The sequence below is a fragment of the Spirosoma harenae genome, from assembly GCF_054776975.1.
The window spans coordinates 264,482-286,416 of sequence record NZ_BAAHBD010000031.1 but is presented as its reverse complement, the minus strand read 5'-3'; the positions used below and the strand labels follow the sequence as shown (position 1 = coordinate 286,416).

The window sequence follows — 21,935 nt, the reverse complement described above, 5'->3', positions numbered from 1 at the left end:
ATGACACTTAAAACCAAAGTATCGCTCTCGTTTGCTTTTCTGTTTGGCATTATTCTGGTGCTGGGAGGCTTGGGCGCATACTATCTGAACCTGCTGGCGAACGATTCGAAAGCGATCCTGAAAGACAACTACATTTCGCTGGAGTTTGTCAGCAACATGCAGAAAGCCCTGACAACGCTTGACGATCCGGATGCACTAACTGATTTTGAAACAAATCTAAAAAAGCAGGAGAGCAACCTGACAGAAGTTGGAGAAGGGCAACCAACCCATGCAGTTCGCCGGGAATTTAACCGGTTACGGGCAGGAGCGACCGATACACCAACGATCAACCGTATACGCCAACATCTGTTTACCCTTGATGATGTGAATCGGCAGGCTATTGTGCGTAAAAGTAAAACGGCCGAGCAAACTGCCAACGATGCGCTGCTCTGGTTGAGTTCGATTGGTACCCTCTGCATTCTGGTTGTTTTCTCGTTTGTGGTCAACATTCCCAGCTACATTGCAGGTCCAATAAAGGAGTTAACCCGAGGTATCAAACAAATTACCAGCCGCAACTTTGAAGAACGGTTGCATGTTCGCTCCAGCGATGAATTTGGCGAACTAGCCCGCTCCTTTAATTCTATGGCGCAAAAGTTATATGAATTTGAACACTCTAATCTGGCCAGGCTGCTCTTTGAAAAAAAACGAGTCGATACCCTGGTAGAGATTATGAGTGAAGGCATCATCGGCCTGGATGAGCGCCGTCAGATTTTGTTCATTAATCCCGTTGCCGAACGCTTATTAGGTGTGGAACGGCAAAAGTTAATCGGTCATTACGCGCCTGATGTAGCAACTACTAATGATCTGCTTCGCTCGCTGATTCAGGATATTATGGTCGATCACGCAGAGCATAGCGTGCAGCCAGCTACCGAACTCCGCCAACCGGAGAATGGGGCTGGGCTGTTAAAAATCTACGATCCAGGACTTAACGGGAAAGGAAAAGAAAGTTATTACAGCAAAGAAATTCATGCCGTTGAAGTAACCCCAACGGGCGAAACGGAGCCGGTTCATGCCGGTTACGTGATTGTTCTTTTTAACATTACTTCTTACAAAGAACTGGATCTTGCCAAAACGAATTTTATTGCTACGGTATCCCATGAATTAAAAACGCCTATTTCGGCCATCAAAATGAGCCTGAAGCTGTTGTCGGATAAGCGCCTGGGCAGTTTGAACAGTGAACAACAGGAGATGGTTACGCATGTTGAGGAGAACACAGATCGGCTACTACGCTTAACTGGAGAGTTGCTGAATATGGCTCAGGTCGAATCGGGCCAGATTCAGCTTCAAATTCAGGCAGCTAACCCGACCGATTTAGTACAGGTTGCCACCAATGCGCTGAAAACGCAAGCAGAGCAGAAGCACATTCAGTTTAAGCTGAATGTATTCCCGAATTTGCCCGCTGTGAAAGCTGATCCTGACAAAGCCTCCTGGGTACTTATTAATTTCCTATCCAATGCCGTCCGGCACAGCCCGGATCAGTCGTCGATTGATATCTCCGTCCAACAAGTGCAGGATCAGGTGGAATTTACCGTTCGAGACTATGGGCCTGGCCTTCGGGAAGAACACCGGGATCGAGTCTTTGACCGCTATTTCAAAGCGCCTGGTCTCAATGGTCCCTTTAGTGGAACGGGGCTAGGCCTGGCGATTTCCCGTGAGTTTATTCAGTCAATGGGTGGACAGATCGGATTACACGCTGGTATTTCTCCTGGCGCTTCGTTCTATTTTCGACTGGCAATCGCCTAGCCTTTTGCCTGTGTCAGACCGTGGCAGCCGCTTGCAATACGGCTTCCTGTGCCTTTTTGATCTGTTTTAGCCCACTCTGCATAATCCCCAAAGCCATAATCCAGGCCACTGTGCCCAGAATAAGTTGCTTGGTGGGTATAAACCAGATTACAGGCAGAATTGGAATATCAAAGGGAGCATTCCACAGCATATGCAGGATCACTACGGCCAGAAATGTTCGTTGAAACCCTTTGTCCTTAAGCATTTCCCACGCAAAGGGTCGCTCTCCTTTAACCCGCCAGACGGCTGCTGCCGTAATGGCCGTCCAGACCACATGGCCGAATGGAGCTAAAACTCCCCGGAGAAAAATAGTACTGATCGCCTGGCTAAAACCGCCCCGCAACAGCACCACAAACGCATAGCCAGACGACTCGAATGCCGCAAAACCGGTTCCCACAGCCGCTCCAAACAACAAACCGTTCAGAATCCAGTGGTACTGCTTTTTGGTGCGCATCAACAGCAACACAGCTAATAACTTCCCGGACTCTTCGACAATCCCTGCGCTGGAAGCGCCCAGAAAGGTATCCAGAAAAGCCAAATTGCTGAAGAAAAAAAGCGAGATCAACAGCGAAACCATGCCTCCCGAAAACAACAGCTTGATCGTTTGGTATAACGATACATTCTGAGGAGCATTCATTTCCCAAAAGAAAATCAGACTCGCAAACGGAACCGCGAAAGACCCTACAAATAACAACCCTGGAATTAGTAACCCATTCTGAAACTGGTTTACAGCCAGATACAGCGCAATAAACACCAGTAAAGCACTGCCACCAAAACGAACAAATAACCAGGGTTGAGGCCAATTGGAAACAATCGTGCCGACTAAAGGGGTTGTAAGCCGGGTTCCAACGGTAAAGGCACTTTCAATATCCTCGTCCGAACGCTTTTCGCCCACTTTAGCAAAAATGGTTTTCAGGCTAAAATCACTGTCGAGGGTATCCACGCCTGTTAAAGTTGAAATGCGGTGGACGGAGTGCGAAAAATCAATTCCGGAGAAGGGATTGACGGCTGTCGGTCCAGTCAGAGGTCTCATTCGCAGCCGCCAGTGCGACGAACCAATGCGCAAATCGGTGGCTGGCGTCAATTCGCCACTGGTCACTAATCGACCATTTACTTCGACCTGTTCTTCGCCGACTGTCTGGAAATAAACGTGCTGACCGTCAAACAAAATTGACAACTGTTGGGTAGCTGCCAGCGGATCCACCAAAGGGATGTTGGCTTGTGGGTCACGCCCAGCGACCAGTCGCTCCTGGGGTCGTAGGATGACCGTGCGGCCCAGGTCGGGTCCACTAATACATTCAAAGATGGGTTGCTGAGTAAGCGCTGAGGTCATGGGGTATAAAGGCTCGTTGCATCCGAACCTCATTGTCTATTAGTCTTTAACGATATGGAGTTGAGCAGGCCTACAAAATAGGAATTCCCCAAAATACATTTTTCTTAAAAATGGCAATCAACTTAGGCGAGAAAAGTAAACGAGTAGCATGCAGCTTTTCCGTATTCGCAAACGTCATTTAATAGTTTCCAGACAAGATAACCGACTAGCAGTGCGACTACCATGAATCTACGTCACAAAACGGATAAGGAACCTATTGAGTTGTTACTAGGATTGGCCGGTGCAGTGCAGTATTTAGCGCATACCCTTAAGGATCCGGAAACCTACTCCGTTTGGGTCAAAACGAAAGCGGGTAACAAACACATCACCATTCCCGTAGTGGCGGTCCAACAGATTCAATTCCAAAAACCGAGTGCTGCCGTCATTAAATCGATTAAAAGCCAACTGGCTGATAGCCTCTCACAGGACGCTGATACAAGCAATACGTTGGAAACTACTACGTCCGAGTATAAACTTTGGCATAAGCTTTTCGCTTTTTTTGGCTTTCGCCAGTGAACTAACTATCTCCCTTTCACCAGGTTCTTATTGTCAAGTCGCAGAAGTGACAAACGATCGCGGATAGGGCAGGTAACGGAAAGTCGCAGCCCTAGCCTATTTCAGATTCCTCTTCTTCGTCCTACACCTACACGGGTAAATGTCTTTACAAAGTCAACCGATTATGGTTTGGCAATGCCCGGAAATTGACGTAGGATTGTGGAAGGATGGATGTTGAGTAAGGAAGCCTCTCGTTACGTGATGAAGAAGAGTTTAGGATATATCGGTCGATTCTCGGGGCTGGCTATCGTACTGGCCATTTCGCTTGCCTTTACGCTCTATTTTAAATTTCAGGACATCAACACGCGCGACCCGATACTTTTTGAGCGTTCGGGAACTACCCTGCTTGTCGCAAAAAAACAGTCAGCAGAAAAACTATCTCCAGCAGACGTACCGAATATGGAGATTATACACGGTGGCTTTTATCGGGTATATTACAAGGGCTCGATATGGCTGCCCGCTCTGGGTTTTGCGCTATTGGTTTTTCTATTTACCTATCTGATTATCAGAGCGGAAGATAGATTTAAGAGTATGAGAAATAAATAAACCCGGTCTGTTTTATATAGTAGCTGGGGGATTTATTTGATGACAGACTTCAACTCTATGGCAAAACGGGCAGTTGTATCATCTAGGGATGGTTTGGAATCGATTAACTTGTAGCCTGTTTTTGTCAAATAGATTTTACACAGTAAAGTCGAAGAATACCGTTGGTTTAAACCTAAGATCAATGACGTTGACGGCTCTTGGCCCGTAAATGTCCAATTAAAATCATGATCTTTTTTCTTGCCAGTCGGATCATGAATTTCGCCTTCTTCCTTATCCTTAAAGACCAGATGCATTCCATTGATGTCCATGACCGCCTGGTGGTACTCCCGATCGGGATTTGAAGACAACACGGTCACCTGAAACGTTTTACCTTCAAATTTTTTTTCAGGATAAGCCTTTGGCATTACTTGAACAGGCGATAGGAGTAACTCATACCGATTGGCTGTATCGCTCTCGTGACGCATCCGATCGAGTAAGGTATAGCCGTTTGCTGCGGGATAGATCGTTATCCGCAAAGAGTGAGCATGTTCAGGAGTGATCGTCAACGCACTATCTTCATCCGCTGGTACCGACCAGCTAAACGGGCGATCCGGTTCATGGCCGCTAGGGTCACTAATCACCCCTTTTTTATCCGGTAGAAACATAAGTTGTTTATGATCCAGGCCCATCAGGTCTTGGTGTTGCACTCGATTGGGGTCGGATTTCAGCAGGGTAACTGAAAACGTTTTTCCTTCAAAATCCTTTTCTGAATAGATAGGAGACTTGCAGGATAAACCGGGTACCAGCAAAAGAAGAGTGGTTAAGAGTAGTTTCATGATTGGTGGTTTAGAGGATTATTTCGTAGCTGCTTTTCGGTTCAGTTCCTCGATCTCTTTCTACAATTGACTTGTATAGACTGTCAACTCGTCAATGGTCAACTCGCTCAATCTTGCCAGATCGTAAAGTCGCTTTATTACAGGCTTATTCACTGACCGATACGTTGAGATGAGTTGGTGTCTGAGTATGTCACCGAGTGGCCGTTGACATAAATGCCCTGCACTCGACCATCGTCGTCGAGCCCGGCAAACACACTCGCCTTTAACTCGTGAATGGCTTCGTACCGAATCGGTATGATCTCATCACCTGTATCGCTCAACAGCCCCCATTTGCCTTCTTTTTGGAGAATTAGGGCGCGGTCGACGTGTGTATACATCCAGTCAGTAAAAACAAAATCAGTGTAAAACCGATGCTGATGGTCGATTATTGCCCAAAGCTCGTCGCGTTGTACCAGTAGGTGCTCGGTGTTATCGAAACAGTTGTAATAGTCATACAGACAGGGAATGACTTCTTCGCCAGACTGATTGACGAAGCCGTTTAAGTCATCGCGTTCTACGGGGAATAAACCCCTGGTCTGCTCACTGGGAGAATGGTCTACCCGACTGTAAATGGCTGGTGTTAGTTCTCGGCCGTCGGCACAAAGGAGTCCGGCTTTATCTTCCAGGACGTAGAAGGCAAATCCCTGTTCGGAAAATTCACTACAATAAGCATAGCGACAGGCGATAATCTCTTCAGCCCGACGATTAATGAAGCCATGACAGCCTTCCCGTACGACATGAATCAACGAATGGTCGGAATCAAAATTAATTTCCTCATAGTGAGGGGGGACAATCTCCCGGCCTTGCTCGTCGAGAAATCCCCACAGTCCGTCGAACTGAACCGCAATCAAGCCGTAAAAAAAGAGCATGTAGGCATCGAACATGGGCGGAAGCACCATATCTCCGTTAGGCCGCGCAAAGCCCCATACGTCCTTTGTCCGAACAGCCATCAGGTGTTTGCTTAAAGAGACTACCTCGCCGTCAAGAGTTTCATTACTGTCCATGCATTGTGTTTTTAAAAGTACTGTTACGCTTTGCCGAAGGGAGATTAACTAAACGGATTTCGATCAGCATCGGAGATATACGTAAAGGGCATTTATGTTTCTCTGTTTGGCAATTAAGGCAAACATAATAATACTTCTGGCTTTCTGGTATAGTCATTCCAATGCATTTATTGATAGACAGTTGCCTGTCATAGAAATCGGTATAATTACACAGCAGCGTTCTTTCAAGAAGATACTGTAATCGCTATGCGTTGTTCGTTCTTTGTCGGCTGGTTAGCTGCCGTTCTACTTCTTGGATCATCCTTACTGGCTCATGGACAAACAACTGCCGTATTGACCGGCTATGTGACAGATGCCTCAACAGGAAAACCCATGCCGTTTGCCAATGTCTACGTGAATGGCAGCACCAAAGGAGCCGTCACCGACGAAAAAGGAGCGTATACTCTGGCGGGAATTCCACTGGGTACGGTCGAAATAGCCGCTTCATTTGTTGGCTATCAGCCTGCTTCGCAAAAAATCCGATTTGATAGTCCGTCTCCGCAAAAAGCCAATTTTCAGCTGAAAGCGGTTGAACAAATGCTGGATGCTGTAACCGTCCGGGGGAATCCCAAGAGCTGGGAACGGAATTTACGACAGTTTAAAAAGCAATTCTTCGGTGAGCCGTTTGGTGGACAGTGTGTACTGGTGAACAGCGAAGTGCTCAACTTTAAAGAAGAAAAAGACCATCTATATGCAACGGCGAATGAGCCATTGATTATTGATAATCAGGCGATAGGGTATCGGTTAGTTTATGATTTGAAGCATTTCGATGCAACTGCGTCAGAAGAAGTGTACTCGGCGGGTACGGCCCGTTTTGAAGAGTTAAAACCTGAGAACGAACGGCAGGCTAATCGATTCAGACGAAACCAGCTGATAGCTTACAGAGGCTCAATCCGGCATTTGATGGCTAGCCTGATTGACAATACGTTTGAGCAGGCTGGCTTTCAGGTGTATCAGGAAGATGTCACAAAAACGCTCCCTGTCGATCGTCGGTCAACTACGCTTACCGCTGCGATTCATGATTACAAGCGCCTGATTCCCATTAAGGTGGCTACGGCCATACAACCCGGTCGATTATCGACCGAGCGCCGATTGGTTTCGCCCATGAACCTGATCATATTCTATATACATGCAAGCTCGAATTTCTCACCCTATCCCGATGCCCGGTATGCCTATACAGAAATGAAACTGCCTAGGGGTCAGATGCAAATGACCGTCGACGGGGTGATTACGATGCCTGAAGGGATGCAAGTGAAAGGCTCAATGGGGAATGACCGGCTATCGACCATGCTGCCCGCCGACTGGAAACCCGAAGGGTCTGAGAAAGAGGTGATTTCGAACGGCCCATTGGCTCTCCAGGGGAAACTGGCACCATCTGACGCCCGTATGGAACGCATCAATAAGGCTTTTACTGAACGGTTCAACGTGCTGTCGCCCAGCTTGTTTGTGCATATCGATAAACCCTTTTACGCCACTGGCGATCGGCTCTGGATGAGTACATATTTACTCGACGCAGCTAGTTACCTGCGGGCCCGTGGAGAAACGGCCATGCATGTCGACTTGCTTACATCAGCGGGGAAACTGGTGCAGCACCAATGGGTACGGATTGTTGACGGACGGGGCGAAGGGAATTTTCGCCTGTCGGATACGCTCCTGACGGGCACGTATCGCCTACGCGCCTATACCGATGAAGATGACGCGCAGCGACGTCCTGCTTTCGAGCGATCGGTGACGATCTATAATTTGTTTCGAAACGATATAGCCATGCGTAGTGATTCTGCCTCACAGCAACTGGACGTTCAGATTTTGCCGGAAGGTGGGCGCTGGATTTCGGGATTACCAGCGCGTCTGGGCGTAAAAATTGTCCAACCCAATGGTCGTGGTTTGTCTATTGCAGGACGTATTGTTGATGACCTGGGCGCTGAAATTGGCCGTTTCAAGACTAATCAGCAGGGGATGACCAGCGTATCGATGGAGCCGAAGGCGCAGCGGACGTATTACGCCGAGGTACCGTATAAATCCCAGCCGCAACGGGTTCCTCTACCCAAACCCGAAACGGAGGGGCTGACCCTTTCAGCCGATGCGGTCAGCGATACAACCCGTCTGGCATTAACCATACTGAGTTCTAACCGGGCCGCTATCGACTCCGTGTATATGCTGATTCAACAACACGGCCGTGTGGTGGATGGTCGGAAAATTCTCCTGCAAAATGGGGTAGCGAAAATAAGCTTGCCCATGATGAACTGGTTGCCGGGGCTGGCGCAAATCACGCTGTACGATGCCAGCGCCAAGCCTCAAGCCGAGCGATTGGTTTTTGTATCCGATTTCATTGCGCCAGTACGCGTGTTAATGGCATTCAACAAACCCCGCTATCAGCCTCGCGAGCGGGCTATTTTGAGCCTCAACCTGATTGATAAAGGATCGCCAGCGTTAGCGGCTTTATCGACGTCGATTACTGATGCTGACAAAGTGCCTGCTGATACCGCCGACGCTACGCTACAAGCACACTTGTTGCTAACAGGAGAGCTTCGAGGGCGTATCGAAAATCCTAACCAGTACGTCCTGAATCACTCGGCCGAAACCCGCAAAGCCCTGGACGACCTGCTGATGACGCAGGGCTGGCGACGCGTGAGTGGCACACCTGTAACGGATTCGCTCGGGGGCGTATCGTTGAGGGGCCGTATTTTGACTGCGAAAAATGAACCAATCCCTGGCGCGCAGATCGTGGTGGCGTCGACAGCTGCTGGACAATCGTTCGTCAAATCGGCCGGGGCTGACGAACAGGGGCGCTTTCGGCTGGCAGGACTGGCTATTTCCGATACCATTCAGTTAATGACAAAACTCACTGATCATAAGTTAAAAGATATTCCCGGTAAAGAAGCTCACATGGTTCAGGAAGGGCCGGGCAAGTTGTGGGAATCTGGTCAACAACCTGCTGTTCCAGATTGGTCGATGTTGCGGTCTCAGCTGGAAGCAGCCCGAACTCGGCAGGAAGCCAGCGCCGATTTTTACCGCGACAAAACGGCGAAAGTGCTGAACGAAGTGACGGTTCAGGCGCGTAAATATGAAGATAGACCCGACGATATAAAACAGCGTAGTCTGCACAATGAGGCTGATGCTGTTCTTGTCTTCGATAACAAATCGCCAGTGTACCCGAATCTATACGAAATGATGCAAGGGCGATTAGCGGGCGTGACGATTACACGAGAAGGGGCTATGCAAGCGCGTAGCTATAAGGTATTTGTACGGGGGGTAAGTAGTTTTAAAAGTGGTATGCAGCCACTGTATTTGATGGATGGCGTTCCCGTTCAGGACCCGGATGGGAATGCTTTGATGCAATTTAATTCAAGCGATATCGAACGAATCGAATTGCTGAAAAATGGGGGTACGACTGGTATATATGGGGTTCGGGGAGGAAATGGCGTTATTGCTTTTTACACCAAACGGAACCGTTCTATGCAGGGAGATCCGAGAACTAAGGAGGGTATGACCCCGATTCAATTTATTGGTTATCCATCTGTTCAGCGCGAATTTTATGTGCCCCGCTACGATGGTGAGGCAACTACCAACACCATTTCAGGCCCCGTCGATCAACGGGATGTATTGTACTGGAAACCACTGATGCAGACGGATAGTCAGGGGCACAGCCAGCTCCGTTTTCCACTGTCGGACGTAGTGCGGACAGTTCGCGTGGTGGTACAAGGCATTACGGCGGATGGTCGTCCGGTGCTGGGCGTTCAGTTGATTCGGGTTCAATAATGGAATGGTTTATTCTCCCGGAAAACAGAATTGCCTGCTGAAACGTGTGGATGTCGATTCAGGATGGTAGTTGCTGGTTTCTCTACGCTTTTTAAAGCCTTGACTCTTTCTGTATGGCCTATTCGTTGCGCTATCTCTGCGGCATTCCTCTCTTAGCATTCCTGTGGTTCAATACCTCCACAAAACATAGCTTGTCGATTTCTACCCGAATACAGCCAACAACTGCCGATTCTCTGGGCAAATCGCTTTTTAAGACGCACTGTGTATCCTGTCACGCCCTGGAGCAGGATGGCATTGGACCGAGACTTGGCGGAATCACCCGTTTGCTGTCTGAGAAAGAGCTAATCGCGTTTGTAAAGAATCCGCTCAAAGCGATTGAGTCGGGAAATGTACGGACGGTAAGCCTGTCGAAACGGTACAAGATGATTATGCCGCCTTTCGATTTTCTGAAGGAGGGTGAGCTTAAATCTATTGTGGCCTACATCGCCGACGAAACCCAAAAACATAATAGTCAACCGCTGGAAGTCAGAGCCAATGCGGGTGGAGACATCGCGCGATTAACAAAGCCGGTGGCAAAATCAACCCTCAACATCGAACTGGACGATTTTGTGACCATCCCACCCTCCAGTGATAAGATGCCCCGAACCCGGATCGCTACCATGCGCCCTCATCCTTCAAACGATGGGTCGCAGTATGTGAGTGACCAACGTGGACTGATCTACCGCATCGTGAATACAGATGTTAAACTTTTTCTGGACGTTCGGCCCTTGATTGAGAACTTCATTAACGAGCCGGGTTTAGGTACCGGTTTGGGCAGTTTTGCGTTTCACCCCGACTATCTGGCTAACGGGCTTATTTACAGTACCCATACCGAGTCATTCAAGGGCAAACGTGCGGATTATGCCTACAGCGATTCGGTGAATGTGGCTTTGCAATGGGTGGTTTCGGAATGGCATATGGATGATGTGAGCAATAAAGTATTTAGCGGTAAACGAAGAGAACTACTGCGCGTGAATATGCCGAGTTCGGCGCACGGTGTGCAGGATATTGGATTTAATCCAGAGGCTGTAAAAGGCGAGGCTGATTATGACAAGCTATATATCGGTATCGGCGACGGTGGATCGACGATCAATAAGCATCCCGAACTCTGCCACAAGCTTACCTCTCTGCTGGGTACCCTTATCCGAATTGATCCTTTGGGCCGTAATAGCAAAAATGGGCAGTATGGAATTCCAGCTGACAACCCATTTGTGGCCACGAACGACGCGTCGGTGTATAGGGAAATTTATGCGTATGGTTTCCGCAATCCGCACCGATTGGCCTGGCACAGTGGCCGGTTGTTCTGTACCGATGTAGGCGAATCTAATTTCGAGGAAGTGAACGTGATCCAGACGGGTGGCGATTATGGCTGGAATGTACGGGAGGGAAATTATGGTATCTCGTCGACGGATTTAAAGAATGTGTATCCCGCGCCCGACACGAAATCCGACAAGTTTATCCGACCGTTTCTACAATACGATCATATCGACGGCAATGCGATCAGCGGAGGCTATGTGTATGAGGGCCCAATTGAGGCACTGAAGCACAAATACGTTTTCGGAGACATTGCCAGAGGTCGCGTTTTCTTTGCCAATATCGATAAAAATCTGACCGATCATTCCGTCCATGAACTGACCATCGTACAGAATGGGAAAGCCACAGATCTGGTGGAATTGTCTGGCTCAAAGCGCGTTGATCTTCGCATCACGTACAATTGGTTTACCAGGAATATGTACATCATGACCAAAAGCGATGGTAAGATCAGGCGGATCAAAACGGCAGTAGATGGTCCAATAAAAAGTGTTCACTAGATCGGGTTGGCGAATAAATAGTAACCCTGATTTACTTCGGGTTTTGCCCTGCATTAGGGTGTTGAGCTGGCATTGATTATCTTCTCAACAATCCGCAAGCTATGGCCATTTTGGGCCATCGGTTTATTGGCTTAGGCTATTCATACGGATGTAATATCATTGGCGACAATCGTGAGGTCATTATTCAGTTGATGGCCTCCGCTGGTCAGTTCGCGGAAGGTTGCCCAGGGAAGTTGTTGTCTATACATGGCGAGGTGGGCAAACGGCACCTCCTGATCATCCTGACTGTGATAGAAAAAAATGGGTACCTCCTTAGGTAATTTATCCGCAAAGTTCTCTGACAGCTTAAATCCTTCTTTCCAATCTTCATCACCGCTCCAAAACGGTGTCGCAATCAGGAAAAGGGCGGTAGGCTTTTTCCTGATTGCGTTTTCAGAAAGGTATTTCAACAGCATGGAAGCGCCTAACGAGTGCCCGACCAGAATAAATGCTCCTTTGATCCGCGACAGTTCATGGCCAATCTGTTTCAGCCTGCCTAAATCCGGAGTGGACTCGGTTGACAAGCGTGGATAATGCATACGATACGCTTCACCTAAGCTTTTATGCAACGAAGTAACCAGGAGTTGATCGGCCTCATAATCTTCACTGCTGCCTCCTCCCTGAATAAATAACACCTGTTTCTTGATATCACTCATCGTATTTGGTTAGTCAAGTTGTGTTGAACAAAGATAAAGCGGCCTTATTTAGAAGCTCATGGGCATTCGCGCCAATAAAACAGGTGGTTTGCGACTTGCTGCCTATCGCGTAACGAAATGAATGGTTGTGCTACGAGTCTATCCTACAATCGATTTGTACTTCCTGAGATAGTAGAACGTATTTATTTGACTACCTCACTCACCAAAATGACAGGGGTGATATTGGTATAATTGGCAAAATCTGCACGAATGGCGTCTCTATTGGGTGCAATAGCCGCCTGGTATTCGTTTAAATTTTTTACGTAAAATATGCCGATAGCCATAAACGGCAATGGTTGGTTAGGAATCCCACTGGCAAGTCCTTTTTCGATGGTGTATTTAACCAAATTTGACCCTAAATACCCGGCTACCATAGGCATGTGTTTCGTTTCATAGTATTCCATATTAAAGGTTTTACCTTCGGCATACGGATACATAATGGATACTTTAATTAAGCCTTTTTCAATAACAGCCATGTTGGACTTTCCTTGACCAAACGTAGCGGAACAAGCGATAAAAAGAAAAAGCGGTAGAATCAGTTTAACTTTCATGATTAATTTATTTAAGAGATAAAAGGATTAATAAGAAACCTTATTTCACAAATATCTCAACAGGGTTTTTATTTGCAAAACGCTATTTTTCGATGAAAACAATCGAAAAAATCGATTTAGAAAGATGGAATTAAGACAGCTTAATTATTTTTTGAAGGCCAAAGAGTTATTAAATTTTACGGAAGCGGCCAGGGTTTTGCATATTAGTCAGAGTACGCTATCGCAGCAAATCAAGCAATTGGAAGATGAATTAAATGTGCCTTTATTCAACCGTATTGGAAAACGAATTATACTGACTGAAGCTGGAAAACTGTTTAGTGAATATGCTTTACAGAGTATAAATAGGGCCAATGAAGGATTATTGCTTTTGCAGGATTTAAAAAATCTGAATACGGGAAAAATTACCATCGGTGTAATTTACTCCATGCGAATTCTTTTTGTCAAAACATTGATACAGTTTGCAGCGCAATATCCGAATATCAAAATCCAGGTTGTATTTGGTACCACAAAAGACCTGCTCGAAAAACTTAATCTGCATCATTTTGACTTTGTGTTGACATTCCACGAAAAAGCCAACGAACCACATCTGAAATATCAAACCCTGTTAAGCTCAAGCATGGTATTGGTAACGGCTAAAAAGTCATCGTTGGCTCATAAACACACTATATCACTTACTGAAGTGGCCGATCTGCCTTTGGCTTTACCGTTCAGTGGATATAGTACTATCCAGTTTTTTGAAGAAGCGTTCAGCCAAAAAAATCTGGACCCGAATATTTGTATGGAAATAAATGATATACCTACTTTATTTGAAATTGTAAAAACAGGACATTGGCATACTATATTGAGCGATACCAGTATAAACGATCCTGATGTAGTAGGTATTCCTATTGACGGAAAAAATATGAGACGAACGATTATGATTATTTCTCTCAAAGAAGCTTACGAAAAGAAAGCAGTGAAAAAGTTCTATGAATTGCTGACTAAAATTTAACGTTTTTATGAATAGTGTAGTCCGCCTATTAGCGTATGGTTGTTTGTTGTTGGTAAGTATGATTTCGTGCAAGACCAGCCAAAAGTCATTACGATACCAATCGACTACCAACCATAGTGTCTACGCAGATTCACTAAAGCAGGAACTACAAACACTCCTCGGTCAGACGCTAATTCCTGGATTCGCCGTAACGATTTTGCAACATCAAACTGTCTTATTTAGTCAGGGTTTTGGCTATGCTGATCTGAAAAATAAAGTACCCTTTACACCACAAACCATCAACCCGGTTGCTTCCATCTCAAAAACACTGATCGGGCTTTCAATTATGAAATTGGTTGAGGAAGGAAAACTAGACCTGGACGAGCCAATCAATACTATTTTACCCTATAAAATAATTAATCCCTTCTATCCCGATAAGGCCATTACGGTCCGACACCTGGTAACGCATACCTCCACCCTGACCCAGGAATTCGACCCTGAAGATGTAGGCGAGTCAACCATTGTGTTGACTGATAGCTTTCGGGTCAACGAATCGACGCCCGCCTTCCTGAAAAAGGAGATCGCTTACTATCAGCTAGGGAAACCCATTTCTATTGATCAACACATCCGCAAGTTTACCCAACCCACCGAAAACTGGTACTCAAAAGATAACTTCGCCAAGTATCCGCCAGGTAGCCGGTTTCACTACAGCAACTTAGGGTCTCTGGTGGCCGCCCGCATTGTTGAACTAAAATCTGGCCTTCCGTTTGATGAATATACCAGGCGGCATATCCTTAAGCCGTTGAAAATGAGTAATACAGCCTGGCATTACAAAGAGGTGAACCCTAGGCATGCTACCACGCTTTACACGGTTGATGATAAAAAGAAGCCTACAAAAGTGCTGGAACATCCTCGCTATGAAATGACAGATTATCCGGTGGGCGGCTTAAAAACGAATGTTGACGATTTGACCAAGTATTTACTGGAACTGACGGCGGGTTATGCTGGAAAAGGGACTTTGTTGCGTGCTCAATCGTATCAAATCTTGTTGACCCCCCAACTGGCTGATTCCTGCTTCGAAAGTCGCAACGACTATATATTCAATGATCAATACAATGTAGGAGTGTTTTGGGCGATATCGGCCCCCGGTTACCGGATGCACAATGGTGGCTCAATTGGGGTCTATTCCTTTGTTTATTTCAATCCCAAAACCGGCATGGGCGCCTTAGCTTTTTGTAATCTTCCCCACAGCGACTTTGGGAAAATCAGGGATATTGTTCACAAATATGAAGTGCTATGGAGCCGGTGAGCTAAGAGCAGTGGCAATATAAATCATTTCTTTTCTAGCACAACTTTTGCAGTGTATTTCCATACGTTAGCTAAATGACTGGCTAAAGCCCGTTAACTTTTCTCTTCTTTTACTCAACATAATCAGACCTGGTATGGGCCTGTATAACCTGACACGGTATTTTCTTCTAATACTAGTAAGTTGGTCTATCAACCTGATTGATAATTTTTCACTAGCCCAGCCTTCAGTTTTACCCACACCCAGGATCATTAATGATCGGCAAGGGTTGCCCCAGGCTTATATAACGGGCATCGTTCAGGATCGCCAGGGGTTTATGTGGATCGCTTCCCGAGATGGGCTTTGCCGCTATGATGGACGGACATTCCGGATTTTCAGGCCGGCCCCTAATGGAAAGCCATCACTTTCCTACCCCGGATTGATCAGGTTGGTATTGGACCATCAAGGTATGATCTGGATTGTGAGTGAACGAGGGGATCTGGATCGATTCGACCCACGCACCGAAACATTTACCAATGTCTCCCAATTACCTGCTTACAAGAAACTATTCCAACAACCTGGGACTGTCTGGCTAGACCGGCAGGATCGACTATGGCTTGCTTTTGTTAATCAGGGAGTAGGTTTGTATGATATACGCACTGGCCGATGTCAGCTTTTTCGCCATCAGAAAGATCAACCCAATTCGTTGCCTGATGATGAGGGAATTGGTATTGCCGAAGATAACCAGGGCCGCAGTTGGGTCGCTACCCGACTAGGGCTTACGTATTTCAACGAAAGCCAGCATCGCTTTGTGGCACCTACCTTTCCGGTGCCTCACGATGATTTAAACGGACTCTACCGAACTCCGGATGGGCAGTTTCTGATTGGAACCCGCCAGCATTTGGTTCGGCTCAATCCGCTCACCGGCCAAACGCAACGGTATCCGCTTCCTCCCTTGCAGTACATATGGAATCAAATGCAGTTCACGACCGATAGCAAAGGCGTAATCTATTTTCTGCGGGAAGGCCGATTGTATCAATATACCACTAAGGAAGGACTTCAGCTACTTAACGCTCCTGCCATGAGCGCTCATACAGAGCAGGGACGAAGTTTGTGGGTGGATCGGTCGGATGTACTTTGGGTAGGGACGAATGGGGGCGGTATCCGAACGTATGATTTAAAAGCAAACCCTTTTCAGACAGCTCCTTATCAGGCTTCCTTCCATGTCGATTTGCTTCGGCGTTGGTTACATGTTCAGCAACCAATACCTGCTTCCTTTGATGCTAATCTCACTAGTTATGACTTCAGGTACACCATCGATCAACAGCATACACTTTGGTTTAACGTAGCTCGTGAACCCTTTCTACAGTTAAACGTAGTAAGTGGTCAGGTAACAACTATTCCAGCACCCGCTAAAGGATCAAGCCCCTATCCAATGGCTACCGATCCAGCCGGGCAGGTATGGGTATCTCATGACTCGTTAGCCTGGCATTATCAGCCAGAGACGAGGAAATGGATTCCATTTGCGCATAAGTTGCGCATTCCAGGTTCAGGTGTTCAATTACACTTGGTCGTTGATGGCCAGGCACTCTGGGTAGCTAGTTTAGGCAATGGCTTGATTCGGATTGACCGACAGACGGGCGAGCATCGGCGGTTTACTCATCTGGCCACCGATCCGGCTTCGATTAGTAGTAATACGTTATTTTGTTTGTCAGCCGATCCGGCCGATTCCAATCGATTATGGATAGGTACGTTTGGTGGAGGACTCTGTGCATTTGACAAACGCACCGGCCAAAGTCGGCGTATTACCGAAACCGATGGGCTTCCCAACAATGTGATTTACTCAGCTATTCCTGATCAACGGGGGTATCTCTGGATAGGAACCAACAAGGGGCTGGTACGTATGCATCGAAAAACCTTTCAGATGCGCACCTACACTCACGAAGACGGGTTGCTGGCCGACGAGTTTAACCGCTTTCATTTTTTATACCTTCCCAGAATTGACACTGCTGACGAGCAAATTTATATGGGAGGGCTGGAAGGCATCTCGGCTTTTTCACCAGGCCAGATTCAGGATGATACATTCTTACCTTCCGTTGAAATCACGCAGATTCAGATCAATAATAAGCCATTATCGCTGAACAGCCCGGCCGATACAGCTGCTGTGCCTTATCTGCCGGTGCAGGTATTACAAGAGTTAAAGCTGCCTTATAACCAGAATTTCTTAACGGTTCAATTTGCTGTTGCCCAGTATAATAAACCTGAGAAAAATCGATTTCGGTATCGTTTAGAGGGACTTACTGACCAATGGGTTGAGACAAATCAGCCGCAAGCCATTTACACGAATCTAAGTCCGGGTTATTACGTCCTTGAGCTCAATGCCTCTAATACGTCAGGCCAATGGAGCCCACACATACGTACCTTGTCGGTACATATATCCCCGCCTTACTGGGCAACCTGGTGGGCATATACTATATACGGATTCCTCGTTTTTGGCATAGCCTATGTATTACTACGTTCGTACACCAACCGATTACACTTACAACAGGAACTTACGCTCCAGCAACAAAATCTGGCTTTTCAGGAACGTGAGACGCAGCAGCTACGGATAGTTGATGAAATGAAAACACGTTTTTTCTCGAACGTAACGCACGAATTCAGGACCCCATTGACGCTGATTTTAACGCCTGCTCAGCAGTTAAAACACAAATACGCAGAACCCGATGACCAGCGACGGCTAGGCGTTATTGAACGGAATGCGTATCAGCTTTTAGAACTCATTAATCAACTGCTCGATCTGTCGAAGCTGGAAGCGAACGCCATGCCTGTTCAGCAGTCGATTGGTGATTTAAGCGAATTTGTGGGCGAGATTGTCCAGTCGTTTGGGGAGGAAGCTGATCAGCTGCGTATTGCGCTAAGCTATCAACCGGGGCTCACCGGCGATTTTCTATTCGACCGGGCTAAGCTGGAACGTATCATTTATAATCTGGTGTCCAATGCCCTAAAGTTTAGTCGACCTAATGATCGGGTGAGTGTTATGGTACAGCAAACGGCTGACGGTTTCATCGAGATTATTGTCGCAGATAGCGGAATAGGCATTGCCCCTGAGCAATTATCATTCATTTTTAATCGCTTCTATCAGGCAGACGATTCGCCAACCCGTTCGCAGGAAGGAACCGGCATTGGGTTGGCCCTGGTTAAAGAACTCGTTGAAATACAGGCTGGTACCGTTTCGGTCAGTAGCACGCCTGGTTTAGGTACGACCTTTACTGTACGGCTTCCGTATCAACCCGCCTTCCGCGAGCAAGTTGCCTCGGAGGTCATTGATAACAAACAGGTGAGCCAACTACCTGATACGTTTCCAGCAAATGGCGAATCAGCACTCATTTTATTGGTGGAAGATAATAACGACTTGGCTGAGTTTATTAGCCAAAGTTTACCGGCCTGGTATCAGGTTGTTCGGGCATTCGACGGTGCGCAAGGGCTCCAAATCGCTATTGAGCGCATGCCCGATCTGGTTCTTAGCGACGTTCTGATGCCTGTTATGGATGGTTATACACTCTGTGGAAAGCTGAAGGCCGATCCACACACCAGCCATATACCTGTTATTTTGTTGACAGCAAAAAGTACGTTGGATAGTCGGGTGAACGGGTTGAGACTTGGAGCCGATGATTACATTACAAAGCCCTTCCATCTGGCCGAGCTTCAGCTTCGAATTCGGAATTTGCTGGATAGTCGACGACGATTGCGCGAATGGGTACGGCAAAGTTTAGCCCAGCCAAATAAGGTTATATCGGATCACGAGTTGTCCCAGTCAGATCCCTTTCTAACCCAGTTTTATAGCCTTCTCAGTGAACACCTGGAGGATTCTGACTTTGGGATCAACCAACTGTCTCGGGCAATCGGTATGAGTCGGGCGAGTCTGTATCGTAAACTGGAAGCGATATCGGGTTTGCCGGTGAATGAATTGATTCAAAACTACCGATTGAAACGGTCAACGGAGTACTTACGACAGGGCCAAACCATAACCGAAACAGCTTATTTGGTCGGTTTTTCAACTCCATCCTATTTCGCCCAGTGTTTTCGTAAACTTTACCAGCTCAGCCCGTCCGAGTTCGTTACCCAGTACCAACAAACAAATTAGAATACAAGCTTTACTTGCATCCAAGGATAACCTCCGGACTGGCAAGGTCGTCCTGGCGAGGTTCCCGACCTACCTCGAGCAATAGATTGATCAACCTTGTTTGCAACTCGGTATCCACCTGATCAATGTAGTGAGAGGCAACCATGAAGACGTAATTTTCCAAAAGTGTATTCATTGATGTAGTCTTGTCAGTCATAACATTGAATTTGGTTTGTTTTTCACTGGGTAAAAAAGCGAACCATGGGTGTGTAGCCATCAAATCCATTGACAACCTAGTGCGTTCAGCCCACCAAAGATCAGAACTCGTCACGAAGCGGGCTGTCAATTCCGTCTCAAATGCTATCAATCCTGTCTCAACGAATGGGCTATCACCGTTTATTTATCCATCGTTAGCTAGTTACCCGTTTTAACTGAACGTTTTCCACAGGACGAATCACTAACGGTACTTTTTCAATTTTGACGGAGCTGCTGTCAAGGCCAAACCAGCGCGCTTCGGGTGTGGTAAACGACTTGATGGTGAAGTAAATGTTCATAATGAGTCGCTCAAGCTGAGGCAGTTCATTCTCAAACGAAAGAAACTTCTCCAGAACAACGAACCGAAAATCACCGATCACATTCTGACGATTGAGCGATTCATACCGACTCGTGATGTCTACCTCCTTGTTACGAACCATATCTTCAATTACTTTGCGGAAGAACAGATTAATCCGTTGCTCCACGCGGAAACCTAGCCGGAAGGTCACCTTATACGCATCATCAGGAGCGATGGTGTTGACTTTGTACTCCATCGTGTAGGGATCGTCAGTGATATCGACGTGTACAAACCAATAGATATCGGCTCGTTTTGGGCGCTTTTGAAAGATCGAGTAAATAATCTTCGATTCAATTTCCGACTGACGAGCCGCATTGCTCATGAACACCAGGTGGGTAGCGTACTTGGGAATACTAATATCCCGGCTGAGTTCTTTGATGGCGTGAATGTAATTGTCGATCCGAACGTATTCGGTCAGCCTAAGTTTAATGCGAAAGGCTTGTAACCAAATGTACATAACGCCCGCAATCGTGGACCCGATCAGGACCGACACCCAACCACCATGAGGAAACTTGACCAGATTCGCTACTAGAAAACTACCTTCCAGGCCCAGATAAACCGTCAGAAACAAGACAATGCCCCAGGCCTGATACTTGTGGGTATACAGGTAATAAGACATCAACAGGGTTGTCATGAGCATCGTTAAGGTAATGGCCAGTCCATAGGCAGCCTCCATATTGGCCGATTCTCGAAAGTAAAGCACCACGCCAACGCAGCCGGCCCAAAGCAACAGATTTATGCTCGGCACGTAAAGTTGTCCCTTTTGAGCACTGGGATAGCGAAGTTGCACCTTAGGCCAGAAGTTTAGCCGGATCGCTTCACTGATAAGCGTAAAGGAGCCAGTGATCAACGCCTGACTGGCAATAACGGTGGCTGCGGTCGCAATGCTAATGCCTATTGTCAGAAACCAGGGTGGCATCAGTTCATAGAATGGAATCCGCTCTTGTAAGGTTTGACCTTCCTGACTCAATAACCAGGCTCCCTGGCCAAAATAATTCAGCAACAAACAGGTTTTTACAAACACCCAGCTCACCCGAATGTTCGCCCGGCCGCAGTGCCCCATGTCGGAATACAACGCTTCTGCTCCAGTAGTACAGAGAAAAACCGACCCCAGCAGCCAGAATCCACCGGGATACTTAGCCAATAGCCACCAGGCATGATAGGGATTTAGAGCCGCCAGAATAGCCGGAGCCTTCGCAATTTGCAACCCGCCTAGTACACCCAGCATGATGAACCAGACCAGCATGATAGGGCCAAAAGCGGTACCTACTACGCTGGTTCCAAAACTTTGAATCAGAAACAGGACCGTCAGAATACCAATGACAATCTGAATAATTAGCTCATGCGTAATTGAGGGGTTAAGCAGCCGTAAGCCTTCCACAGCGGAGGATACCGAGATCGGTGGCGTAATGATTCCATCAGCCAGTAGTGCAGCTCCACCAATAATTGCAGGCAAGGTAAGCCAGCGGGCGTGACGACGAATCAAGGCGTACAGCGCGAAAATGCCTCCTTCGCCCCGGTTATCAGCCCGTAAGATCAAAAGGACATATTTAACCGAGGTTTGAAGAGTGAGTGTCCAGAATACGCAGGAAATTGCTCCCCGAACAACCTCTGCCCTGATCTGATTCACGGGTCCAATAATAGCTCGTAAGGTGTATAGAGGTGAGGTGCCAATATCGCCATAGATAATACCCATGGCTACTAATAATCCGGCAGCTGATACAGTATCGAGATGGTGCTTATTATTCATAATCGAGATTAATTAAGCCAGACGGATGCCAGTAGTATAGACTATATTCTTTGGCTCCGGTGAACTTGATAATGTGGTAGGTAACGATTTTGGGGATTTGAACGCTCAA

14 protein-coding genes are annotated in these 21,935 nt (G+C 47.0%); 8 read left to right on the top strand and 6 right to left on the bottom strand.

Going from position 1 to position 21,935, the window contains the following annotated elements:
• Positions 1 to 1,782, top strand: coding sequence for a sensor histidine kinase (locus ACYVE4_RS28885; protein WP_461043889.1), 1,782 nt, complete (start codon positions 1 to 3; stop codon positions 1,780 to 1,782).
• A 13-nt stretch (positions 1,783 to 1,795) separates the two neighbouring features.
• Here the strand turns inward: ACYVE4_RS28885 and ACYVE4_RS28880 are convergent, their stop codons facing one another.
• Complete coding sequence (locus tag ACYVE4_RS28880; RefSeq protein ID WP_461043888.1) at positions 1,796 to 3,154, bottom strand: PrsW family glutamic-type intramembrane protease; 1,359 nt, start codon at positions 3,152 to 3,154, stop codon at positions 1,796 to 1,798.
• 222 nt (positions 3,155 to 3,376) lie between these two features.
• Between ACYVE4_RS28880 and ACYVE4_RS28875 the strand changes: the two genes are divergently transcribed.
• Together ACYVE4_RS28875 and ACYVE4_RS28870 are read left to right on the top strand one after the other, a co-directional pair.
• Positions 3,377 to 3,709 (top strand): hypothetical protein, encoded by a 333-nt coding sequence (locus tag ACYVE4_RS28875; protein ID WP_461043887.1) that lies wholly within the window; start codon positions 3,377 to 3,379, stop codon positions 3,707 to 3,709.
• A 240-nt stretch (positions 3,710 to 3,949) separates the two neighbouring features.
• Positions 3,950 to 4,294, top strand: a complete 345-nt coding sequence (locus ACYVE4_RS28870; protein ID WP_461043886.1) for a hypothetical protein — start codon at positions 3,950 to 3,952, stop codon at positions 4,292 to 4,294.
• Positions 4,295 to 4,326: 32 nt separating this feature from the next.
• On the opposite strand, the gene ACYVE4_RS28865 is transcribed toward ACYVE4_RS28870, so the two are convergent.
• Both ACYVE4_RS28865 and ACYVE4_RS28860 read right to left on the bottom strand, forming a co-directional pair.
• Complete coding sequence (locus tag ACYVE4_RS28865; RefSeq protein WP_461043885.1) at positions 4,327 to 5,109, bottom strand: hypothetical protein; 783 nt, start codon at positions 5,107 to 5,109, stop codon at positions 4,327 to 4,329.
• 149 nt (positions 5,110 to 5,258) lie between these two features.
• Positions 5,259 to 6,152, bottom strand: coding sequence for a WG repeat-containing protein (locus tag ACYVE4_RS28860; RefSeq protein ID WP_461043884.1), 894 nt, complete (start codon positions 6,150 to 6,152; stop codon positions 5,259 to 5,261).
• 246 nt (positions 6,153 to 6,398) lie between these two features.
• Between ACYVE4_RS28860 and ACYVE4_RS28855 the strand changes: the two genes are divergently transcribed.
• Complete coding sequence (locus ACYVE4_RS28855; protein ID WP_461043883.1) at positions 6,399 to 9,950, top strand: carboxypeptidase-like regulatory domain-containing protein; 3,552 nt, start codon at positions 6,399 to 6,401, stop codon at positions 9,948 to 9,950.
• A 113-nt stretch (positions 9,951 to 10,063) separates the two neighbouring features.
• On the top strand, positions 10,064 to 11,800 hold the full coding sequence (locus tag ACYVE4_RS28850) for a PQQ-dependent sugar dehydrogenase (protein WP_461043882.1): 1,737 nt from the start codon (positions 10,064 to 10,066) through the stop codon (positions 11,798 to 11,800).
• A gap of 140 nt (positions 11,801 to 11,940) precedes the next feature.
• Here ACYVE4_RS28850 and ACYVE4_RS28845 read toward each other — a convergent pair whose 3' ends face one another.
• The gene (locus ACYVE4_RS28845; protein ID WP_461043881.1) at positions 11,941 to 12,495 is read right to left on the bottom strand and encodes an alpha/beta hydrolase; all 555 of its coding nucleotides are present in this window, start codon (positions 12,493 to 12,495) and stop codon (positions 11,941 to 11,943) included.
• 182 nt (positions 12,496 to 12,677) lie between these two features.
• The gene (locus ACYVE4_RS28840; protein WP_461043880.1) at positions 12,678 to 13,085 is read right to left on the bottom strand and encodes an EthD family reductase; all 408 of its coding nucleotides are present in this window, start codon (positions 13,083 to 13,085) and stop codon (positions 12,678 to 12,680) included.
• Positions 13,086 to 13,209: 124 nt separating this feature from the next.
• Here ACYVE4_RS28840 and ACYVE4_RS28835 point away from each other — a divergent pair, with 124 nt between their 5' ends.
• From ACYVE4_RS28835 to ACYVE4_RS28825, 3 genes are all read left to right on the top strand, one after another.
• Positions 13,210 to 14,076: a LysR family transcriptional regulator gene (locus ACYVE4_RS28835; protein ID WP_461043879.1), complete on the top strand. Its 867-nt coding sequence runs from the start codon at positions 13,210 to 13,212 to the stop codon at positions 14,074 to 14,076.
• Between the two features lie 7 nt (positions 14,077 to 14,083).
• Positions 14,084 to 15,364: a serine hydrolase domain-containing protein gene (locus tag ACYVE4_RS28830; protein WP_461043878.1), complete on the top strand. Its 1,281-nt coding sequence runs from the start codon at positions 14,084 to 14,086 to the stop codon at positions 15,362 to 15,364.
• A 133-nt stretch (positions 15,365 to 15,497) separates the two neighbouring features.
• Complete coding sequence (locus ACYVE4_RS28825; protein WP_461043877.1) at positions 15,498 to 19,484, top strand: hybrid sensor histidine kinase/response regulator transcription factor; 3,987 nt, start codon at positions 15,498 to 15,500, stop codon at positions 19,482 to 19,484.
• 389 nt (positions 19,485 to 19,873) lie between these two features.
• Here ACYVE4_RS28825 and ACYVE4_RS28820 read toward each other — a convergent pair whose 3' ends face one another.
• Positions 19,874 to 21,826 carry a KUP/HAK/KT family potassium transporter gene (locus ACYVE4_RS28820; RefSeq protein ID WP_461043876.1) on the bottom strand — a complete coding sequence of 651 codons (1,953 nt, stop codon included), beginning with the start codon at positions 21,824 to 21,826 and terminating at the stop codon, positions 19,874 to 19,876.
• Between the last annotated feature and the right edge of the window lie 109 nt (positions 21,827 to 21,935).